Consider the following 18,956-nt stretch of genomic DNA (forward strand, 5'->3'; position numbering starts at 1 on the left):
GGCGGCGCGGCGCGGGTTGCCCGCTCAGCCGACCAATTTCTCCAGTTCGACGAGCGGGAAGCCGCCGGCCGGGATCCGGTCGCGGACCGCCCGGCGTACCGCGGTCTGCACCGCCGCGTTGGCCGGGGTGGGCACACCGTGCAGGCGCCCGAGCAGCACGATCTCGCCGTTGAGGTGGTCCGTCTCGACCGTGCCCGCGCCACGGGCCAGGCTCTGCCAGGTGGAGCCGCCGGAGCGTTCCTCGCCGCCCACCGGCCGGTGCGACACCCGGTCGCCGCGTTCGGCGGCCTCCTCCTCGACTGTGGTGTGGGCGATGCCTGCGGCGGCGAGCGCCGCCTCGCCCTCGGCGCGTACCCGCTTCGACAGGGCTTCCGGCACGTCCCGTCCGAGCAGCGCCTGGAGGCCGTTGCCGAGGTTGGCGAGCAGCTTGCCGTACTTCCAGCGCATCACGTCGTCGCGGACCGGCGCGACGAACCCGGCTGCGGTCAGGTCGGCGGCGACCGCGCGGCTGGTGTCGTCGGCGCCGCTCGGGTAGCGGCCGATGTGCAGCATGCCCGGATGCGGATGGCCGTTGGCGACCACCACGCCCGGCTCCAGGTGGGTGGCGGGCAGCCACACGCACACCGGGTGTACGCGGGCGAAGCGCCGTAGCGCGGCCGGCTCGTTCGCGACGCCGTTCTGGGCCAGCACGACCGGCAGCCGTTCGCCCGCCGTCCCGCCGCCCTCGACCGGGGCGTCCGCCCAGGCGTCGAGCGCCGTCACGGTGTCCTGCGACTTCACGGTGAGGAGCAGCACGGTGTCCGCCGGCAGCGGCGGCCCGTCCGGACCGGCCACCGCGGGGAGCCGGCCCGTCACGTCACGGTCCGGTGTGCGCAGCGTCAGACCCCGCTCCCGCAGCGCGTCCAGGTGCGCGCCACGGGCCACGAGCGTCACGTCGTGGCCGGTGTCGGCCAGGAGTACGCCGATGGTGCCGCCGACCGCGCCCGCTCCGATGATCACGTATCGCACGGCCCGATTCTGCCCTGCCGCGTAGCGGCCCGCTCCGCGACGCGATACGGCGCGCTGCGGGCCGGCTCGGCGCGGCCCGCAGCGGTGCGGCTCGGCACGGTCAGCCGGTGAGCCCCGCGTCGGCCAGGATCGGGCCGGCCAGCAGCAGCGCTCCGGCGGCCAGCGCGCCCACGCTCACCAGCAGGAACACGCCCACCCAGAACAGCGCCGGGAACGGCGTGATCCGGGCGAGCTGGTCGGCGTCGGACTGCGGCATCCGGCCCCGGGCGCGTTGCCGGTGCAGCTCGAACACCGGCCGTACGCCGCCGATCAGCAGGAACCAGACCGACGTCCACGCGAACGCGGCCTGCACCTCGGGCGAGGTGTACCAGGAGACGGCGAGCACCACGCCGCCGGTGACGAGTAGCGACAGCACGCCGAACAGGTTGCGGATCATCACCAGCATGGCCAGCAGCAGTGCCACCGCGAGCCACAGCAGCAGCGTGATCCGGTTACCGGCCAGCAGCCACGCGCCGCCGAGACCGAGCAGGGACGGCGCGACGTACCCGGCGAGCAGCGTGAGGATCATGCCGGGCCCGGTGGGACGGCCGGCGGAGAGCGTGAGCCCGGAGGTGTCCGAGTGCAGCCGGATGCCGTGCAGCCGCCGGCCGGTGAGCAACGCGACGAGCGCGTGGCCGCCCTCGTGCGCGATGGTCACCGCGTTACGGGCGATCCGCCAGGGCAACCGGGCCACGACCACCGCGAGCGCGACGGCGGCGGTGACCACCACGAGCAGCGGCGGCGGGTCCGGCTGGGCGCTGGTCAGCGTGTCCCAGAGCGTGGTGAGACCGTCGATCAGGGGCATGGGCGGGGAGCCTACCGGCCCGAGCCGTGTCGCTCGACCGGGCGAGTCTCATAGAGTGTGAGACTGATCGGACGAGGCGCCGGAGCGGAGGTGAGGTCGGTGAGCGCAGCTCCCTTGGAGCCCTACAGCTCGCACGTCGGTCCGTGGACCGAGGCCGACTACCTCGCGTTGGGCGACAGCCACGACCGCATCGAACTGCTCGACGCGAGCCTGATCGTGAGCCCTGCCCCGAGCCGACGGCACCAGCGGGTGGCGCGACGACTGGCGAACTCCGTGGAGCTGGCGGCCGAGCCGTCCGGCCTGTTCGTCTACGACGCCATCAACGTGCGGCTGGGCGTGGACCGAATCGTGATCCCGGACCTCGTCGTCACCGACGCCGACGACGACGGCGTGATCCTCGACGCCGATCGCGTGGCGCTGGTCGGCGAGATCGTCTCACCCGGCAACGCCGCCGCTGACCGGCTGGTCAAAATGCAGCTCTACGCGATCGCCCGGATTCCGTGGTACCTGCTGGTCGAGCAGGACGGCGACAGCCACTCGCTGCGGCTGCACCGGCTCGACGGCGCGCACTACGTCGAGGACGCCGTGGCCAAGGCGGGCGAGACGCTCACTGTCACCGAGCCGTTCCGCTGGGCGATGGACCCGAGCGCTCTGCGCTGATCCGCAACTGCCGCGCCCACCTGGGCGAACGACGGTCGTATATGAAAATTTCCTTCTTCCTATTGCGATCTAGGGCACTAACCTCCAAAGATGGGCATCAATCAACGGACGTCCCTCTGGAGGCAACCATGGCCCGTACCAGACTCTCCGTACGCCGGCTTCTCGCCGCCGGCCTGGCCGCCGCCGCCACCGCGGCCGCGGCCCTCGTGGCGACCGCCGGACCGGCCGCCGCCGCGACCACCCCCGGGATCGACGTCTCCCGCTACCAGGGCAGCATCAACTGGACCAGCGTGCGCAACGCGGGCATCCAGTTCGCCTTCATCAAGGCCACCGAGGGCACGAGCTACAAGGACCCGAACTTCAACGCGAACTACGTCAACGCGTACAACGCCGGGGTGATCCGCGGGGCGTACCACTTCGCCCGGCCGAACATCTCCGCCGGTTCCACCCAGGCCAACTACCTGGCGAGCAACGGTGGCGCCTGGTCGGCGGACAGCCGTACGCTTCCCGCCGCGCTGGACATCGAGGGCAACCCGTACAGCGGCGGCTACTGCTACGGCCTGAGCACGACCGGCATGCGCAACTGGATCCAGGACTTCCTGAACACCTACCGCTCCCGCACCGGCCGGTACGCGGTCATCTACACCACCACGAGCTGGTGGAACCAGTGCACCGGGAGCTGGACCGGCCCGTGGGCCAACCACCCGCTGTGGCTCGCCCGCTGGGCCAGCTCGCCCGGCACGCTGCCGGCCGGCGCCCCGGTGTGGAGCTTCTGGCAGTACACCGACTCGGGTGCCGTCTCCGGGATCAGCGGCAACGTCGACCGCAACTACTGGAACGGTGACCGCAGCCGGTTGATCGCGCTGGCGAACAACACCGCCTGACGTACGGGCGACACAAGTGGGACCGCCTCGTCAGGGGCGGTCCCACTTGTGTCGTACGCGGGTCAGGCTCGGCGGCGCGCGGTGGCCGGGACGGGCACCGGCGTGCGGCGCGTCAGGCGCCACACCGCCACGCCCACGACCGTGAGCGTCAGCACGCCGAGAACCGCGACCGGCGCGGACAGGCCGGCGCTGATCAGGAGCAGTACGACGTCGCCGAGCGCAACGAGCATCCACAGTGCCAGCCGCGGGCCGGTGTACCTCCGTCGGTAACCCATGTCGCGCCTCCTTCCGTCGTCGGAGGGATTCATACCCCCGAGGACGGAAAGCCATGCGAGCGAGTTTCGTGACCGGCGGGATTCCCGGTCAGTTCTTGCGGTCCGGCACGAAGCCCTTGGTGATGGTCTCCCAGTTCGCCAGGTTGGCGTCCCAGTCCTTCGCCGGCACCTCCCAGCGCAGCGCGAAACCCCGGTTGCTGGCGGTCGCCACACCCCGGTTGCGGACGTGGAAGCGGGTGTCGCCGTTGCGCGTCTCCAGCCAGTCCCAGTCGGCGCAGGTGCGGTAGTAACCGTCGCACTTGGTGATGCCGACCAGCTTGTAGCCCCGCACACGCGATGCGCGGTACGGCTCCTGGTTCTGCCAGTCGGTGTACGCGTCGTCCTTCGGGCTCGATGTCCACTGGATGAACAGCACCCGCCGGCTGCCGCCGACCTCGTAGAGCACGACGTTGTCGCCGCCGACCCGGGCCTGGAAGTTCTCCGGGATCGGCACCTTGAAGCCGTTCGGACCGGTGTAGAGACGCCACCCGGCCGGCAGCGTGAACCCCGAGGCCGACGGGCTGGCCGACGGCGTGGGGCTGGCCGACGCACTGGTCGCCGGGGCGCTCGGCGACGCGCTCTCGCTCGGCGCGGGCGGCGCCGCCGACGCCGAGGTGCCGGCCGTCGGCTCACCGCCGTCGCCGTCGTCACCGTTGTTCAGCAGCGGCACGGCCACCACCAGGCCGACGAGCAGCAGCAGGACCAGCGCGCCGATCAGCAGGTTGCGCCGGTTGGGCGCGGACTTCTCGACCGGCAGCACGGTGGCCCGGCCGGTCGACGGCGCCGGATCGGCCGAGGCCGGGCTGACCGGCGCGGAGCCGGTCACGGCCGGGCTCACCGGCGCCGGGGTGTCGGTGACGCGCTCGCCGTCGAGCCGCGTCTCGTCCAGCGCCGGGTCGACGGCGTCCACCCGGGCCTCGTCGTCCACGCGCGTCTCGTCGTCCACGCGCGTCTCGTCGTCCACGCGCGTGGCGTCGGCCGAGGGCGCCGGGTCGAGCTTCGCCGTCGGATCGGCGACCGGCGGGGTCACCTTCGCGGTGGGACCGGCGTCCGAGGTGGTCGCCGGCACCTTCGCCGCCGGGTCGGCGGCTGCCGCCGTACCCCCGGAGGCGGCGGCCCCGGACGCGGCGCGTTCGGCCTGGCCGGCCGGGCGCGGCGCGGGCACCAGCGGCGGGCGCGGCACGCGCGGACCGTTCGGCCCCGGCCGGCGTACGCCGTCCAGCAGCGAGATGCTCTTGGCCCGCCGGCCCGCGGCCTTGCGCAGCATGCGCTCCGCCACCTCGGCGGTGATCCGCTCGTCCGGATCCTTGCGCAGCAGGCCCTGGAGCACCGGCTTGAGCGGCCCGGCGTTGCGCGGCGGCGGCATCGGCTCGGTGGCGAGCGCGGCGAGCGTGGCGATCGCCGACGGGCGCGCGTACGGCGACTTGCCCTCGACCGCCGCGTAGAGCGTGGCGCCGAGCGACCAGAGGTCCGCCTCCGGGCCGGCCGTGCCGTCGCGGGCGCGCTCCGGCGAGATGTACGCGGGCGAACCCAGCACCATGCCGGTGCGCGTCACGTTCGGGTCGCCGGGGATGGTGGCCAGGCCGAAGTCGGTGAGCACCACACGGCCGTCCTCGCCGAGCAGCACGTTGCCCGGCTTGACGTCGCGGTGCATGATGCCGGCCTTGTGCGCGGCCTTCAGCGCGTTGAGCACGCCGAGGCCGATCTCGACCGCCTTGGCCGTGGTGACCGGGCCGTCCTCGGCGATGGTGTCCTGCAACGACTTCGACGCCACGTACTCCATGACGATCCACGGATCGCCGTCGGTGCGCAGCACGTCGAAGATGCGGACCACGTTGACGTTGTTGAGGCGGGCGATCGCCCGCGCCTCACGCAGCGAGCGCTCGCGCATCTCGCGGCGCTCCTCCGGGGTGAGGCCGGGGGGCGGGACCAGTTCCTTGATGGCCACGTCCCGGTGCAGCACCTCGTCCCGCGCCTTCCAGACGCGGCCCATGCCGCCTTGACCGAGCGGCGTGAGAAGCCGGTACCGGTCGGCGACGAGTTGGGGGAGCGCGTTCGACATCGCAGAAACCGTACCCGGCCGCTGCGACGCCCACACCGTCGGCACGCCACTGTACGGCGAAGGTCGAATTCGCGACGCGTACCCTTGGGTCATGTCTGCCGAGGAGCCGCTGTTCCGGATCGTCCGTGGCGTGCCCACCGCCGAGGAGCTCGCCGCTCTGGTCGGCGCGATCGTGGTGCGCACCCGCCCGGCCCAGGCCGCCGCGCCGGCCCCCGTGTCGCTGTGGGCGCGCAGCGCGCGGCCCGCGCCGGCCGGGCCGATCGCTGGCCCCGGCGCCTGGCGGGCCTCCGGCCTGCCCCGCTGACGTCTCGTCCCGCTCACGCCCGGGCGGGGGCTGCCGGGATCCACGTCGAGCCATTAACCTCACTCAGGGAAACCGTGTGGTGACGGGCAGGAGGCTCCGATGATCCCGGAGGACAACCAGCCAGCCGGCTGGCTGCGCGGCTACGGCGGCATCGAGGCCGACATCCGGCAGATGCGGGAGTTCGCCGACCGCCTCCAGGACGAGGTGACACGCAACTACGCGCCGCACCTGTCCTACATCGCCGACGACATGAAGGCCCCGGTGCCCAACCCGGCCGACGCCTTCATCGAGCTGGTCCAGTTCCTCCAGGCCCACCACGACACCCAGACCGCAGCGGTGAGCGCCGTGTGGGATCTCGCACCGGCGACCGGGCGGCTCGCCGACGCCGCCGGACGGATCGCCGCCCGCTACGGCGACGCCGACGCGTTCTCCTCCGCCCGAGTGGCCGACGTGGAACGAGCACTCGCCGGCCCCTCCGCCACTGTCGCCCGCCCGATGCCGCCACTGGCCGACCCCACCGCCCCCGAACAGAGCCGGGTGATCCTGCCGTGATCGAACGGGGCAGCGGACGCACCTCCGGGCTGACCGACTGGCGGCTGATGGACGTCCTCAGCATGTGGGCGTGCGTGCAGGACCAGGACACCGCCGGCCAGTGGAAGCAGGTCGCCGGCTGGCGCAAGGTGTGCGACCTCGCCCTGGCCCACCTGAGCCGCCTGCGGGAATACCGGCGCGGCCTGGCCGAGGCGTGGCCACCCGAGACCAACGCCGCCGCGCGGGCGTACATCGGCGAACTCGACCAGCTCATCGACCGCGTGCAGCGCACCCACGACGCCGCCGCCGCGAACTACGACGCGCTGGCAGCCGCCGCCCGCGCCATCGGCAGCGCGCGGGCCGAGCTGCAACCGCTGCACGAGGAGTACGCGAAGAAGCTGCGGCAGAAGCAGGCGTACGAGGCGACGATCGCCGACCCGAAGGCGGTGGCCGGCAGCCGGTTGCCGGAACGGCCCCCGGTGACGGACGACGACCTGGAGCAGTTGAACGTACGGGCTCGCGGGTTGATGACGGGGTTGAGCGGCGAACTCCAGCACGCCCAGGTCATGCTCCAGCGCCCGCCCGCACCAGTCCGGCCAGCGCCGCGGGCCGACCCACATTCGTCTGACCCGTACTTTGGCCCAGATCCGGCACCAGTCATCCCTCCTATCGTCGCGGTTCCGATTACGCCACCCGCGCCGATCAATGGGCGTCCGCCGAAAGTCGCAACGAACCCGCCAGTTCAGCCAAGCAGCCCCTCTACGAGCGGCGTTATAGGCGGAGGTCCGATCCTAGGCAATGCAGGTTCAGGAACGCCCGTCCAAGCGATGCCGGCTGGAGGTGTATCCCCTGCTACTCCTAATACGCCCTCTGGCACTCACGGCATCCCCCTTCCCTCGGCACCCAAGCGCGGCACCAGCTTGGGTCCGCTCGGGAATGATCCAGTTGCCGGAAAGAGCACTAGCCGACCGCTTCCGCCGCGTCCGACCGGACCGAACGGGGTGATGCCGGGAGTTCCCCTCGGCCAGCCCGCCACGGGCGGCCCCACTAGGCGCGTCAATCCTCCGGGTGGAGTTATCGGGGGAGGCGCGGCTGGCACTGCGCCGACAGGTGCTGCAGGATCTCGACCGAATACGGGGAGAGGCCCACACATTGGTACACCCGGGTTGACCCCCCTCGGCGGCGCTCCCGGCCTGTCTCCCACGCACGGGAGACAGAACAGCAAGAGCTTAGATAGAGACTTGGAACGGCGCTGGGATCCGGACAACCCCTGGGAAGTCGAACGCGGTGTGGATCCAATATTGGAGCCACCTGACGAGGGGCCGATCGACCCGGGACCCGCCATAGGCTTCAATCGGTGATTCCCCACGGACTGCTGGTGGCGCGAGGCCTAGCCGCGTTACTCGCAATCTCGCTCAGCCCTGTCGTGCCAACATCGGCCTTGCTACCTGCCGGGGACGGGTCGGAGCGGGTAAGGGGCGACCAGTGGCACCTAGGCTTTTTGAGGGCTGCAGAAGCCCACGGTATTAGTCAGGGCGAAGGGATCGTTGTAGCAGTTCCAGACACTGGAGTAGAGGCTCACCCGGATCTAGAGAAGAACTTGCTTCCAGGAACAGACGTGATTGCGGGAGGAAGCGGAGACGGCCTTCGGGACACAAATAGCCACGGTACCGGCATGGCTGGCCTCATTGCGGCGCATGGGCGGGGAGGCACTCGTGGGGCGCTCGGGGTGGCACCAAAGTCCAAGATCCTCCCGATTCTCGACACGCCGACCAACGGATTGGGCCAACCCGATGATTTAGCGGCCAGCGTTGAGTATGCAACAGCTCAACATGCGGATGTAATTAGCATCTCCGCGGCCAGCACCCCAACCCCTCGCCTGCAATCTGCGATAAAGGCTGCACTTGAAGCGAATATCGTAGTTGTAGCAGCCGTCGGGAATATCCCAAGCGAAACATCGATTAGCTATCCGGCATCCGAGCAGGGCGTGATCGCCGTAGGCGGCGTTGATAGGCAGGGCAACAAGGCCGAATTCTCGGTTGAGGGGACGGATGTGGATATCCTCGCACCTGCAGTCGACATCTACACCACAAGCCTCGCAGGCCGATACCGCCGCAGCACCGGCACGTCGGATGCCACCGCGATCGTTGCCGGGGCTGCTGCTCTGATCCGCTCCAAGTACCCCAACCTCCCCGCCCAGGAAGTCGCCCACCGGCTGACTGCCACCGCCGTCGACAAGGGACCACCCGGGCGCGACGACCAGTACGGCTACGGCGTCATCGACCTCGTCGCCGCGCTCACCGCCGACGTACCCCCGCTCGGCTTCGAATCCTCGAACGTCACGCCACCGGCATCGGCGGAGGCGGCACCCGAGAAGGGCGACAGCGCCGGCACGGTACGCGGGATCGCCACCCTGGGTGTGCTGGTGGCGGCGGGCGGCGGGTACCTGTTCTGGCGGCGCCGCCGACGTGCCGACGACCCGCCACCGAGGGTCAGCCGGTAGCGTCGGCGGGGTGTCGACCTCCGTATCGGTGCGCCTCGTGCTCGCCTCGCAGTCCCCCGCCCGCCGCAAGCTGCTCCAGGCCGCCGGGATCGAGCCCGACGTGCTGGTCAGCGGCGTGGACGAGTCGCAGGTGGTGAGCGATCGGGCCGAGGATCTGTGCCTGGAACTGGCCCGGCTGAAGGCGCAGGCCGTACGCGATCGGCTGCGGCCCTCGCCGGACGAGCGCACGCTGGTCCTCGGGTGTGACTCGGTGCTCGCCTTCGACGGCGAGATCTTCGGCAAGCCGGACGACGCGGCGGACGCCACCCGGCGGTGGCAGCGGATGCGCGGGCGCAGCGGCGTCCTGCACACCGGGCACTGCCTGATCGACGTGACGCACGAGTCCCGGGCCGAGGCGGTCGCCTCGACCACCGTGCACTTCGCCGACATCAGCGACGACGAGATCGCCGCGTACGTGGCGACGGGCGAGCCGCTGGCGGTGGCCGGCGCGTTCACCATCGACGGGCTGGGCGGGGCGTTCCTGACCGGGATCGAGGGCGACCCGGGGACTGTGGTGGGGTTGTCCCTGCCGCTGCTGCGCCGGCTGCTCGCCGAGGTGGACCTGAGCATCGTCGACCTGTGGACGAAGGTCGCGCCCGGGGGCCAGGAGATCGAACATCTCGGCTAACGTCCGGACATGACCACGAAGCCGCTGCCGCTCACCCCGGAACTGCACGCCTACCTGGTGGCCCACGGGTCCGCGCCGGACGAGATCGTCCGGGAGCTGGCCGAGGAGACCCGGGCGGCCCTGCCCGCCGAGGCGGTCATGCAGGTCGCACCGGAACAGGCGGCGTTCCTGACCTTCCTGACCCGGCTGCTCGGCGTACGGCAGGCGGTCGAGGTGGGCACGTTCACCGGCCTCTCCTCGCTGGCGATCGCCCGCGGGCTGGCCGAGGGCGGCCGGCTGACCTGCTTCGACATCTCGGAGGAGTACACGGGCGTGGCCCGGCGCTACTGGGAGCGCGCCGGTGTGCAGGACCGGATCGAGCTGCGCATCGGCCCGGCCGCGGAGACGCTGCGCGAGTTGCCCCGCGAGCGTTACCTGGACTTCGCGTTCATCGACGCGGACAAGGTCGGCTACCCGGTCTACTGGGACGAGCTGGTGCCCCGCATGCGTCCCGGCGCGGTCATCGCGGTCGACAACACGCTGCGCGACGGCCGGGTGCTGGCCCCGCGCAACGCCGACGACCGGGCGATCGCCGCCTTCAACGACGCGGTCATCGCGGACGTCCGCGTCGAGGCGGTCATGCTGCCGATCGCCGACGGCGTCACGCTCGCCCGGGTGCTCTGAAGCCCGACGGCGGTCAGGCCGGAAGGGCCGCCGGGCGCAGGGCACGCCCCAGCCGCACCGTCAGCAGCACCGCGACCGCGATGAAGACGGGCAACAGCAGGAACGCCGGGTGCGGGCCGACGCCGTCGGCCACCCACCCGAGCGCCACCGGCGCGATCCCGAAACCCACACCCATCGAGTACGCGGACCAGCCCGCCGCCTTGTCCGCAGCCGGACCGGCCACGGCCAGCGCGATCGAGATCGCCAGCGGGTAGTGCAGCGCGTTGCCGAGCCCGAGCACGACCAGCCCGGTGACCGCGAGCCAGCCGACCGTACTGCCCCAGAACAGCGCGAACCCGGCCAGCGAGACGGTGAGCGCGCCGAGCAGCAGCGGTACCGGCGCCCAGCGCAGCGCGGCCCGGCCACCGGCGATCCGCCCGGCGAACATGCCGCAGACGATCGCGGCGACCGCCGCCGACGCTCCGCCCGCGCTCAGCCCGGCATGGGTCCGCAGCACGTCGGCGGTCCACAACGACAGGCACACCTCGATCGACCCGGTGACGGACATCAAGACCCAGGCGATCCAGTACGCACGCGGCAGCCGCCCCGCCGCACCGGAGTCGGGAACGCCCGACGCGGGGACGGCCGAAGCAGGGACGGCCGAAGCAGGGACGGCCGCAGGAGGGACGGCCGAAGCGGAGACGGAGGGAGCGGACACGGCGGCCTCGGCCACCCCGGAGGCGGGGACGGCGGGCACCCGGGTGGAGGCGGCGACGGGGACCGGTGCGCCGGCAGCCGCGGCAGCGGGGGCGCGTTGCGGCACGCGTACCCGGAGAGTCAGGGCCGCGAGCGCGACGAGCGTGATCAGCCCGACCTCGACGGCCATCAGCGGTCGCCAGCCGAGACCGGCGTCGACTGTGGCGCCGATGGTCAGCGGCGCCAGGATGCCCATGCCGGCGCAGGCCGCGTTCGCCTCGGTGAGTGCGGCGGGGGCGGCGGGTCCGTGCCGGGCGGTGAGCACCACGCTGACGCCGCTGACGACCATCATGCCGAAGGTGGCGATGACCGCTACGGCGGCGAGCGTGGCGGGTAGCGGGTGGAGCAGGCCGAGCGCGGTGACACCGGCGGCGACGCCGCCGAGGCCGAGCCAGATGGCGGGGCCGCGGCCGAGGCGGCGGGCGACCGGGGCGAACAGCGCGCCACCGGCGAGCGCGCCGACAGCGATGCCGGTGCTGTGCAGGCCGGCGACGGCGGCGCTGGTGCCCTGTTCGTCGCGGAGCAGGGGTACGACGGGGCCGAACCCGTAGAGGAAGAAGCCCCAGAGACCGAGCTGGGCGTAGGTCAGCCAGGTGATCCGGTCACGGGTGAGGCGGGGCACCGGCCCACGTTACGCGCGTGACACCGGTGGCCCCTGCCTGCTGAGAGGTACGTCTCCCCTGCTCAGCGGACGCTGCGGGCGAACTGGCGGGCGGCCCAGAACACGCCTGCGGCGGCGAGCACCGCGATGATGCCGAGGCCCTGCCAGACGCGGTCGTTGCCGAGGTCGCCGTTGAACAGCGCGCGGGTGCCCTCGACCGCCCAGGAGAACGGGTTCCACTTGGCCACGCCCTGGAGCCAGCCGGGGGCGAAGGTGAGCGGCAGCAGGATGCCGGAGAGCAGCAGCACCGGCTGCGCGACGGTGTTCATCAGCGGGGCGAGCGCGTCCTCGCTCTTGACCTTGAGCGCGATGCCGTACGAGACGGCCGAGGTCATCAGCGCGATGAGGGCGAGCATCAGGTACGCCAGGAGCAGGTTGCCGATGAACACGCGCAGGTCGAACGCGAGCGCCAGCAGCGTGATGATGATCGCCTGCGCGATGAGCGAGACGACGTCGCGCAGCGAGCGGCCGAGCAGCAGGGCGAGCCGGCTGACCGGGGTGACCCGGGAGCGTTCGATCACGCCGGCCCGCAGCTCGGCGATCAGGCCGAAGCCCTGGAACAGGCCGCCGAAGATGGCCAGCAGCACGAGCAGGCCGGGCACGAAGATCTTGTACGCGTCGGCCTGGGTGGGCGCGTTCAGCGCCGGCTTGAGCAGCGGGGCGAACAGGAGCAGGTACATCACCGGCTGGAAGACGCCGACGAAGATCCATACCGGGTTGCGCAGCAGCAGTTGCGTCTGGCGCTGGAAGATCAGCCAGGTGTCGCGGGCGAGTTTCATGACAGCTTCTCCGGGGGTCAGGACTCGCGCAGCGAGCGGCCGGTCTTGGTGAGGAAGACGTCGTCGAGGCTGGGGCGGTGCAGCTCGATCGAGCGCAGGTCCAGCCCGGCGTGGTCGAGGCGGCGCAGCACCTGCGGGATGGCGGTGGCGCCCTCGTCGACGTAGAGGCGCAGCCCGCCCTCGTCGACGGTCTCCAGCTTGCTCACGTACACCTCGGCGTCGAGCAGGTCGGCGGCGCGCGGGGTGGTGGCGGCGTCCAGGCCGACGATCACCACCTCGCCGGAGATCTCCCGCTTCAGCTCGGCCGGTGTGCCCTCGGCGACGACCTCGCCGTGGTCCATGATCGCGATGCGGTCGCAGAGCGCGTCCGCCTCGTCCAGGTAGTGCGTGGTGATGAAGACGGTCATCCCCTCGGTACGCAGCCGGCGGATCTCGTCCCACATGTGCGCGCGGCTCTGCGGGTCGAGGCCGGTGGTCGGCTCGTCCAGGAAGACGATCTTCGGCTCGTGGATGATGCCGAGCGCGATCTCGACGCGCCGGCGCTGGCCGCCGGAGTAGGTCTTGCACTTGCGGTCGGCGTACTCGGTGAGCTGGAACGCTTCGAGCGCGCGCTCGGCACGGCGGTGCGCCTCGGCCTTGCCGATGCCGTAGAGGCGGGCCTGGAGCACCAGCTCCTCGCGGGCGCTCGACTCGTCCCAGGTGCTGCCGCCCTGGGCCACGTACCCGATCCGGCGGCGCACCTCGGCCGGATCCTTGCGCAGGTCGGCGCCGGCCACCGTGGCCTCGCCGCCGTCCGGCTCGATGAGGGTGGCGAGCATCCGCAGCGTGGTGGTCTTGCCGGCGCCGTTGGGCCCGAGGAAGCCGAAGATCTCCCCCGCTGCGACGTCGAGGTTGACGCCGCGGACCGCGTCCACTGTCTTCGTCTCGCGACCCGCGCGGGAGCGGTACGACTTCCGCAACCCCCTGGTCTCGATCATTTCTGCTCCTGGTCGTCCGGGCGGACCTGAGCGGCCGCCGATCGTCCGCGAGGACGCACGAATCCCCCGCGATTCCCGCTGAGGCTAACGCGATATAACTCTTATGGTCAACGTTGATTATGTCGTGTCATCGTGATCCGTCGGACCAGCCCGACCAGCCCTCGGCCCGCTCCATCCCATCGGGCAGGTACGACACTCCGGACTCGATCCGCTCCGCGATCCGCTCGCACCAGGCCGTCTCCGCCTCGGCGCGGGCCAGCCACAGCTCGAACATCCACCCGACGTGCACCGGTTTGCGGTTGCGTACCCAGTCCGAGTCGAGCGAGGCACGCATCGACTCGACCCCGGCGCGCAGCAGGTTCGCCCGGTTGCGCAGCGCCGCCGCGGCCTCCTCGCGCGGCATCGCCGGCAGGAACGAGAACGCCGCGACGAACGGGTCCGGCGGCTCCTGGACCTGCCACCACTGCGCCCGCAGCAACGTCTCGAACTCGTCCTCCCCCTTCGGCGTCACCTCGTACGTGGTGCGCGCCGGACGGGCGCCCACCTGCTCGACCGAGACGGTCCGCAGCAGGCCCTCGTCGGTGAGCTTGCGCAGCGCGTGGTAGATCGAGCCGGGCTGCACGTTCGCCCACTTGTCCGCGCTCCAACTGAGCAGCTCGCGGCGCACGTCGTAGCCGTGCACCGGCTGCATCCACCTGACCAGGCCGAGAATCATCATCCGCGTCGCCGACACGGGACAAGCGTAATAACCAAGTTTGACTACAGTGCCGCATCCCACACTGAGCGATCGTTAGGCCCCGCAGCTCGGCCGCTAAACTCCCGGCAACGACCTCCCGGGAGGAGCCACAAGGTGCGCAAGGTTCTCATCGCCAACCGCGGCGAGATCGCCGTCCGCGTCATCCGCGCCTGCCGCGACGCCGGGCTGGCCAGCGTCGCCGTCTACGCGGACTCCGACCGGGACGCCCTGCACGCCACGCTCGCCGACGAGGCGTACGCCCTCGGCGGCGACACCGCCGCCGACAGCTACCTGCGCATCGACAAGCTGATCGACGTGGCGGCCCGCTCCGGCGCGGACGCGGTGCACCCCGGCTACGGCTTCCTCTCCGAGAACGCCGACTTCGCCCAGGCCGTCATCGACGCCGGGCTGACCTGGATCGGTCCCACCCCGCAGGCGATCCGCGACCTGGGCGACAAGGTGACCGCCCGGCACATCGCGCAGCGCGCCGGCGCGCCGCTGGTGCCCGGCACCCCGGACCCGGTGGGCAACGCGGACGAGGTGATGGCGTTCGCCGTCGACCACGGCCTGCCGGTCGCCATCAAGGCCGCCTTCGGCGGTGGCGGGCGCGGTCTCAAGGTCGCCCGCACCATGGAGGAGATCCCGCACCTGTTCGAGTCGGCCACCCGCGAGGCGGTCGCCGCGTTCGGCCGGGGCGAGTGCTTCGTCGAGCGCTACCTGGACAAGCCGCGCCACGTCGAGGCGCAGGTGCTGGCCGACCAGCACGGCAACGTGATCGTGGTGGGCACCCGGGACTGCTCGTTGCAGCGCCGCCACCAGAAGCTGGTCGAGGAGGCGCCCGCGCCGTTCCTCACCGAGGCCCAGCGGGCCCAGATCCACGACAGCGCCAAGGCCATCTGCCGGGAGGCCGGCTACCACGGCGCCGGCACCGTGGAATACCTGGTCGGCGTGGACGGCACGATCTCGTTCCTGGAGGTCAACACGCGGCTCCAGGTCGAGCACCCGGTCACCGAGGAGACCGCCGGCATCGACCTGGTGCGCGAGCAGTTCCGCATCGCCGACGGGGAGAAGCTGCGCTTCACCGAGGATCCGACGCCGCGCGGGCACGCCATCGAGTTCCGGATCAACGGCGAGGATCCGGGCCGCAACTTCCTGCCCGCACCGGGCACCGTCACCGCCCTGCGCCTGCCCTCCGGGCCGGGCGTGCGGGTGGACACCGGCATCTCGGCCGGCGACGTGATCGGCGGCAACTTCGACTCGCTGCTGGCCAAGGTGATCATCGTCGGCGAGACGCGTACCGAGGCGCTGGAGCGGGCCCGCCGCGCGCTCGACGAGATGGTGGTCGACGGCATGGCCACCGCGCTGCCCTTCCACCGCCTGGTGATCCGCGACCAGGCGTTCACCGCCGAGCCGTTCACGGTGCACACCCGGTGGATCGAGACCGAGTGGGACAACACCGTCCCGGCCTTCACCGCCGGCGCCGGCGCCGCCGGCGAGCCGGCCGAGCGCGAGACCGTCGTGGTCGAGGTGGGCGGCAAGCGGCTGGAGGTCGTCCTCCCCGCCGGGCTCGGCGCGGGTACGGCGGCAGCCGCGCCCGCCGCGAAGAAGCCGGCCCGCCGGGGTGGCGGGGGCAAGGCGGGCGCCGCGGTCAGCGGTGACACGCTCACCTCCCCGATGCAGGGCACGATCGTGAAGATCGCCGTCGCGGACGGCGACGAGGTGGCCGAGGGCGACCTGGTCGTGGTGCTGGAGGCGATGAAGATGGAGCAGCCGCTGCACGCGCACAAGGCGGGGACGGTGAGCGGGCTCGCCGCCGAGGTCGGCGCGGTGATCACCGCCGGCGCGGCGATCTGCACCATCGCCTGAGGTGTAAGGAAGGGCCCCTTCTTAACGCGTGCGGTAGAGAAAGGGCCCCTTCTTAACAGCGCCGGGCTGGGTGGTCTGGGCCACCACCGGCGGCGGGACGGCGCTCGGGCGGGAATGATGGCCGGGTGCGGTTCCTTCACGGCGCGGTCCCCGCGCACGACCTGACCTACAACGACGTCTTCATGGCGCCCAACCGTTCCGAGGTGGGCTCCCGGCTCGACGTCGACCTGGCCGCCACCGACGGGACCGGCACCACGATCCCGCTGGTGGTGGCGAACATGACAGCCGTCGCGGGCCGGCGGATGGCCGAGACCGTGGCCCGGCGCGGCGCGGTGGCGGTGATCCCGCAGGACATCCCGATCGAGGTCGTCGCCAACGTGGTCGGCTGGGTCAAGCGGCGGCACCTGGTGCACGACACTGCGATCACGCTCGGCCCGACCGACACCGTCGGCGACGCCATCCACCTGCTGCCGAAGCGCTCGCACGGCGCGGTGATCGTGGTCGACGCCGACGGGCGCCCGATGGGCGTGGTGACCGAGGCGGACACCGTCGGGGTGGACCGCTTCGCCCAGCTCCGGCACGTGATGTCGACCGAGCTGCACACCGTCGGGGCGGACGCGGATCCGCGTACCGGATTCGACCGGCTGTCGGCGGGCCGGCGGCGGCTCGCGCCGGTGGTGGACGGCGACGGCCGCCTGGTCGGGGTGCTGACCCGGCAGGGCGCGCTGCGCGCCACGCTCTACAAGCCCGCGGTGGACGACCGGGGCCGGCTGCGGATCGCCGCCGCCGTGGGCATCAACGGCGACGTCACCGGCAAGGCCGCCGCGCTGCTGGAGGCGGGGGTGGACACGCTCGTCGTGGACACCGCGCACGGGCACCAGGAGCGGATGCTCCAGGCGTTGCGGGCGGTCCGCCGGCTGGACCCGCCGGTGCCGGTGGCGGCCGGGAACGTGGTGACCGCCGACGGCGTACGCGACCTGGTCGACGCGGGCGCGGACATCGTCAAGGTGGGCGTCGGGCCGGGCGCGATGTGCACCACCCGGATGATGACCGGCGTGGGCCGTCCGCAGTTCTCCGCGGTGCTCGACTGCGCCGCGGCGGCCCGTTCGCTGGGCCGGCACGTCTGGGCCGACGGCGGCGTACGCCACCCGCGGGACGTGGCGCTGGCGCTCGCCGCGGGCGCCTCGAACGTGATGATCGGCTCCTGGTTCGCGGGCACCTACGAGTCCCCCGGCGACCTCTACACCGACGCCGACGGGCGGCGCTACAAGGAGAGCTTCGGGATGGCGTCGTCGCGCGCGGTGAGCGCCCGTACGGCCGAGGACAGCGCGTTCGACAGGGCCCGGAAGGCGATCTTCGAGGAGGGCATCTCGTCGGCACGGATGTATCTGGACCCGAACCGGCCCGGCGTCGAGGACCTGATCGACGAGATCATCTCGGGCGTGCGCAGCGCGTTCACGTACGCGGGCGCGCGCAGCCTGGAGGAGTTCCACGAGCGGGCGCTCGTCGGCGTGCAGAGCGCCGCCGGGTACACCGAGGGGATGCCGCTGCCGACGAGCTGGTGACGCCCGGCTCAGTCGAACAACCGCTTGATCACGGTGCGGGCGGCGGCCTCCGGGTCGTCGCCCGCCCGGGGCGGCAGCGCGCCGGAGAGCCAGAGCGTGGCGAAGCCGTGCACGATCGACCAGGCGGCCAGCGCGTCCGCGTCCGGCTCCCGCCCGGTGTGCCGGGCCACGCCGTCCCGCAGCAGCTCACCCGACCGTGCGCGGGCGGCGACCAGCTCCGGGTCGTCGGCCCGGTACAGCTCGGGCCGGAACATGACGTCGAAGTGCGCCCGGTGCCGCACGGCGAACCCGACGTAGGCCACCCCGGTGTCGAGCAGGTCGTCCCCGGCCTGCCGCAGGGCGTCGGCGAGCAGGTCGAAGCCCTGCGCGGCGAACGCGGTGAGCAGCCCGGCCTTGTCGCCGAAGTGGTGCGCGGGCGCGGCGTGCGAGACCCCGGCGCGCCGGGCCAGGTCACGCAGGCTCAGCGCGGCCGGCCCGGACTCGGCGATCGCCTCGGCCGCGGTGCTCAGCAGGACTCGGCGAAGGTCGCCGTGGTGGTACGAGGCCATGCCGTCACCCTAACTTGTCATTGACAAGATGACACCCGCCGCGCAATCTTGTCATCGACAAGATGCTCGTCGGAGGGATCGGCAATGGCACCCCTGATCGCACTACTCGCCGGCACCGCGCTGGCCCGGATCGCCGGCCTGCTCGGCGTGGACGCCCTGGACGGGTGGCACCCCGCGCTGCGGGCCGGGCTGGCGCTGATGTTCGCGCTGACCGGCGTGGCCCACTTCGCGTCCCGCCGGGCCGACCTGATCGCGATGGTCCCGCCGTCGCTGCCCCGGCCCGGCCTGCTGGTCACCGTCACCGGTGTGCTGGAACTGGCCGGCGCGCTCGCGCTGCTGTTCCCGGCCACCGCGCGCTGGGCGGCGGCCGGACTGGCGCTGCTGATGCTCGCCATGTTCCCGGCGAACGTGTCCGCCGCGCGGCGTCGCCGCACACTCGCCGGCCGCCCGGTGACGCCGCTCGGTGTGCGTACGGTGCTCCAGTTCGTCTTCGTGGCCGCCGCGCTGGCTGTCGCCCTCGGCGGATGAGCCGGCGGCCTCAGGCGCAGGCGGGCGGCAGCCCGGACCGGTCGGCGAAGCGGCCGACCAGCAGCCATGGGCACGTGCCGACCCAGGCTGAGGACCTTCTCAGAAAATAGTTTGGGCCCTG

At 72.2% G+C, this 18,956-nt stretch carries 20 protein-coding genes; 10 read left to right on the top strand and 10 right to left on the bottom strand.

The window, feature by feature from the left end; all coding sequences use genetic code 11:
• Positions 1-24: 24 nt before the first annotated feature.
• Positions 25-1,008 carry a 2-dehydropantoate 2-reductase N-terminal domain-containing protein gene (locus ABIH81_RS03680; RefSeq protein WP_349879020.1) on the bottom strand — a complete coding sequence of 328 codons (984 nt, stop codon included), beginning with the start codon at positions 1,006-1,008 and terminating at the stop codon, positions 25-27.
• 100 nt (positions 1,009-1,108) lie between these two features.
• Complete coding sequence (locus ABIH81_RS03685; protein WP_135243321.1) at positions 1,109-1,852, bottom strand: M50 family metallopeptidase; 744 nt, start codon at positions 1,850-1,852, stop codon at positions 1,109-1,111.
• A 99-nt stretch (positions 1,853-1,951) separates the two neighbouring features.
• Here ABIH81_RS03685 and ABIH81_RS03690 point away from each other — a divergent pair, with 99 nt between their 5' ends.
• Together ABIH81_RS03690 and ABIH81_RS03695 are read left to right on the top strand one after the other, a co-directional pair.
• Positions 1,952-2,512, top strand: a complete 561-nt coding sequence (locus ABIH81_RS03690) for a Uma2 family endonuclease (RefSeq protein ID WP_349879021.1) — start codon at positions 1,952-1,954, stop codon at positions 2,510-2,512.
• A gap of 128 nt (positions 2,513-2,640) precedes the next feature.
• Positions 2,641-3,396 carry a GH25 family lysozyme gene (locus ABIH81_RS03695; protein WP_349879022.1) on the top strand — a complete coding sequence of 252 codons (756 nt, stop codon included), beginning with the start codon at positions 2,641-2,643 and terminating at the stop codon, positions 3,394-3,396.
• A 62-nt stretch (positions 3,397-3,458) separates the two neighbouring features.
• On the opposite strand, the gene ABIH81_RS03700 is transcribed toward ABIH81_RS03695, so the two are convergent.
• The gene (locus tag ABIH81_RS03700; protein ID WP_349879023.1) at positions 3,459-3,671 is read right to left on the bottom strand and encodes a hypothetical protein; all 213 of its coding nucleotides are present in this window, start codon (positions 3,669-3,671) and stop codon (positions 3,459-3,461) included.
• Positions 3,672-3,759: 88 nt separating this feature from the next.
• Positions 3,760-5,772, bottom strand: a complete 2,013-nt coding sequence (locus ABIH81_RS03705) for a serine/threonine-protein kinase (RefSeq protein ID WP_349879024.1) — start codon at positions 5,770-5,772, stop codon at positions 3,760-3,762.
• A gap of 91 nt (positions 5,773-5,863) precedes the next feature.
• Here ABIH81_RS03705 and ABIH81_RS03710 point away from each other — a divergent pair, with 91 nt between their 5' ends.
• Entirely contained in the window at positions 5,864-6,076 is a 213-nt protein-coding gene (locus tag ABIH81_RS03710; protein WP_349879025.1) for an acyl-CoA carboxylase subunit epsilon, read from the top strand.
• Between the two features lie 99 nt (positions 6,077-6,175).
• Positions 6,176-6,628, top strand: coding sequence for a hypothetical protein (locus ABIH81_RS03715; protein WP_302904160.1), 453 nt, complete (start codon positions 6,176-6,178; stop codon positions 6,626-6,628).
• A 292-nt stretch (positions 6,629-6,920) separates the two neighbouring features.
• On the opposite strand, the gene ABIH81_RS03720 is transcribed toward ABIH81_RS03715, so the two are convergent.
• Positions 6,921-7,175, bottom strand: coding sequence for a hypothetical protein (locus tag ABIH81_RS03720; protein ID WP_308212780.1), 255 nt, complete (start codon positions 7,173-7,175; stop codon positions 6,921-6,923).
• 840 nt (positions 7,176-8,015) lie between these two features.
• Here ABIH81_RS03720 and ABIH81_RS03725 point away from each other — a divergent pair.
• Genes ABIH81_RS03725 through ABIH81_RS03735 form a run of 3 tightly spaced genes read left to right on the top strand, consistent with a single transcriptional unit; the run spans position 8,016 to position 10,440 of the window.
• A complete protein-coding gene (locus ABIH81_RS03725; protein ID WP_349880997.1) occupies positions 8,016-9,110 on the top strand; it encodes a S8 family serine peptidase in 1,095 nt (364 codons plus the stop codon).
• A 10-nt stretch (positions 9,111-9,120) separates the two neighbouring features.
• Positions 9,121-9,777 carry a Maf family protein gene (locus tag ABIH81_RS03730; RefSeq protein ID WP_349879026.1) on the top strand — a complete coding sequence of 219 codons (657 nt, stop codon included), beginning with the start codon at positions 9,121-9,123 and terminating at the stop codon, positions 9,775-9,777.
• Between the two features lie 9 nt (positions 9,778-9,786).
• Positions 9,787-10,440, top strand: a complete 654-nt coding sequence (locus ABIH81_RS03735) for an O-methyltransferase (RefSeq protein WP_349879027.1) — start codon at positions 9,787-9,789, stop codon at positions 10,438-10,440.
• 13 nt (positions 10,441-10,453) lie between these two features.
• On the opposite strand, the gene ABIH81_RS03740 is transcribed toward ABIH81_RS03735, so the two are convergent.
• From ABIH81_RS03740 to ABIH81_RS03755, 4 genes are all read right to left on the bottom strand, one after another.
• Positions 10,454-11,797 carry an MFS transporter gene (locus tag ABIH81_RS03740; RefSeq protein WP_349879028.1) on the bottom strand — a complete coding sequence of 448 codons (1,344 nt, stop codon included), beginning with the start codon at positions 11,795-11,797 and terminating at the stop codon, positions 10,454-10,456.
• A 62-nt stretch (positions 11,798-11,859) separates the two neighbouring features.
• Positions 11,860-12,615, bottom strand: a complete 756-nt coding sequence (locus ABIH81_RS03745; RefSeq protein WP_349879029.1) for an ABC transporter permease — start codon at positions 12,613-12,615, stop codon at positions 11,860-11,862.
• Between the two features lie 17 nt (positions 12,616-12,632).
• Complete coding sequence (locus tag ABIH81_RS03750; RefSeq protein WP_349879030.1) at positions 12,633-13,592, bottom strand: ATP-binding cassette domain-containing protein; 960 nt, start codon at positions 13,590-13,592, stop codon at positions 12,633-12,635.
• 127 nt (positions 13,593-13,719) lie between these two features.
• Positions 13,720-14,310, bottom strand: a complete 591-nt coding sequence (locus ABIH81_RS03755) for a PadR family transcriptional regulator (protein ID WP_349880998.1) — start codon at positions 14,308-14,310, stop codon at positions 13,720-13,722.
• 132 nt (positions 14,311-14,442) lie between these two features.
• On the opposite strand from ABIH81_RS03755, the gene ABIH81_RS03760 reads away from it, so the two are divergent.
• Together ABIH81_RS03760 and ABIH81_RS03765 are read left to right on the top strand one after the other, a co-directional pair.
• Positions 14,443-16,194, top strand: a complete 1,752-nt coding sequence (locus ABIH81_RS03760; protein ID WP_349879031.1) for a biotin carboxylase N-terminal domain-containing protein — start codon at positions 14,443-14,445, stop codon at positions 16,192-16,194.
• Positions 16,195-16,319: 125 nt separating this feature from the next.
• Positions 16,320-17,759 (top strand): GuaB1 family IMP dehydrogenase-related protein, encoded by a 1,440-nt coding sequence (locus tag ABIH81_RS03765; RefSeq protein ID WP_349879032.1) that lies wholly within the window; start codon positions 16,320-16,322, stop codon positions 17,757-17,759.
• 8 nt (positions 17,760-17,767) lie between these two features.
• Here the strand turns inward: ABIH81_RS03765 and ABIH81_RS03770 are convergent, their stop codons facing one another.
• Positions 17,768-18,307, bottom strand: coding sequence for a TetR/AcrR family transcriptional regulator (locus tag ABIH81_RS03770; protein ID WP_349879033.1), 540 nt, complete (start codon positions 18,305-18,307; stop codon positions 17,768-17,770).
• 84 nt (positions 18,308-18,391) lie between these two features.
• Between ABIH81_RS03770 and ABIH81_RS03775 the strand changes: the two genes are divergently transcribed.
• The gene (locus tag ABIH81_RS03775; protein ID WP_349879034.1) at positions 18,392-18,835 is read left to right on the top strand and encodes a DoxX family protein; all 444 of its coding nucleotides are present in this window, start codon (positions 18,392-18,394) and stop codon (positions 18,833-18,835) included.
• Positions 18,836-18,956: the final 121 nt, after the last annotated feature.

It is taken from the genome of Micromonospora sp. HUAS YX12, assembly GCF_040215685.1.
In the GTDB taxonomy this organism is placed as follows: Bacteria; Actinomycetota; Actinomycetes; order Mycobacteriales; family Micromonosporaceae; genus Micromonospora; species Micromonospora tulbaghiae.

Bases quoted from the DNA above. Each gene is read 5' to 3' on its own strand.
- ABIH81_RS03685 (WP_135243321.1), bottom strand. From the start codon at position 1,852: ATGCCCCTGATCGACGGTCTCACCACGCTCTGGGACACGCTGACCAGC.
- ABIH81_RS03695 (WP_349879022.1), top strand. From the start codon at position 2,641: ATGGCCCGTACCAGACTCTCCGTACGCCGGCTTCTCGCCGCCGGCCTG.
- ABIH81_RS03700 (WP_349879023.1), bottom strand. From the start codon at position 3,671: ATGGGTTACCGACGGAGGTACACCGGCCCGCGGCTGGCACTGTGGATG.
- ABIH81_RS03705 (WP_349879024.1), bottom strand. From the start codon at position 5,772: ATGTCGAACGCGCTCCCCCAACTCGTCGCCGACCGGTACCGGCTTCTC.
- ABIH81_RS03710 (WP_349879025.1), top strand. From the start codon at position 5,864: ATGTCTGCCGAGGAGCCGCTGTTCCGGATCGTCCGTGGCGTGCCCACC.
- ABIH81_RS03715 (WP_302904160.1), top strand. From the start codon at position 6,176: ATGATCCCGGAGGACAACCAGCCAGCCGGCTGGCTGCGCGGCTACGGC.
- ABIH81_RS03720 (WP_308212780.1), bottom strand. From the start codon at position 7,175: ATGACCTGGGCGTGCTGGAGTTCGCCGCTCAACCCCGTCATCAACCCG.
- ABIH81_RS03735 (WP_349879027.1), top strand. From the start codon at position 9,787: ATGACCACGAAGCCGCTGCCGCTCACCCCGGAACTGCACGCCTACCTG.
- ABIH81_RS03745 (WP_349879029.1), bottom strand. From the start codon at position 12,615: ATGAAACTCGCCCGCGACACCTGGCTGATCTTCCAGCGCCAGACGCAA.
- ABIH81_RS03750 (WP_349879030.1), bottom strand. From the start codon at position 13,592: ATGATCGAGACCAGGGGGTTGCGGAAGTCGTACCGCTCCCGCGCGGGT.
- ABIH81_RS03755 (WP_349880998.1), bottom strand. From the start codon at position 14,310: ATGATGATTCTCGGCCTGGTCAGGTGGATGCAGCCGGTGCACGGCTAC.
- ABIH81_RS03770 (WP_349879033.1), bottom strand. From the start codon at position 18,307: ATGGCCTCGTACCACCACGGCGACCTTCGCCGAGTCCTGCTGAGCACC.
- ABIH81_RS03775 (WP_349879034.1), top strand. From the start codon at position 18,392: ATGGCACCCCTGATCGCACTACTCGCCGGCACCGCGCTGGCCCGGATC.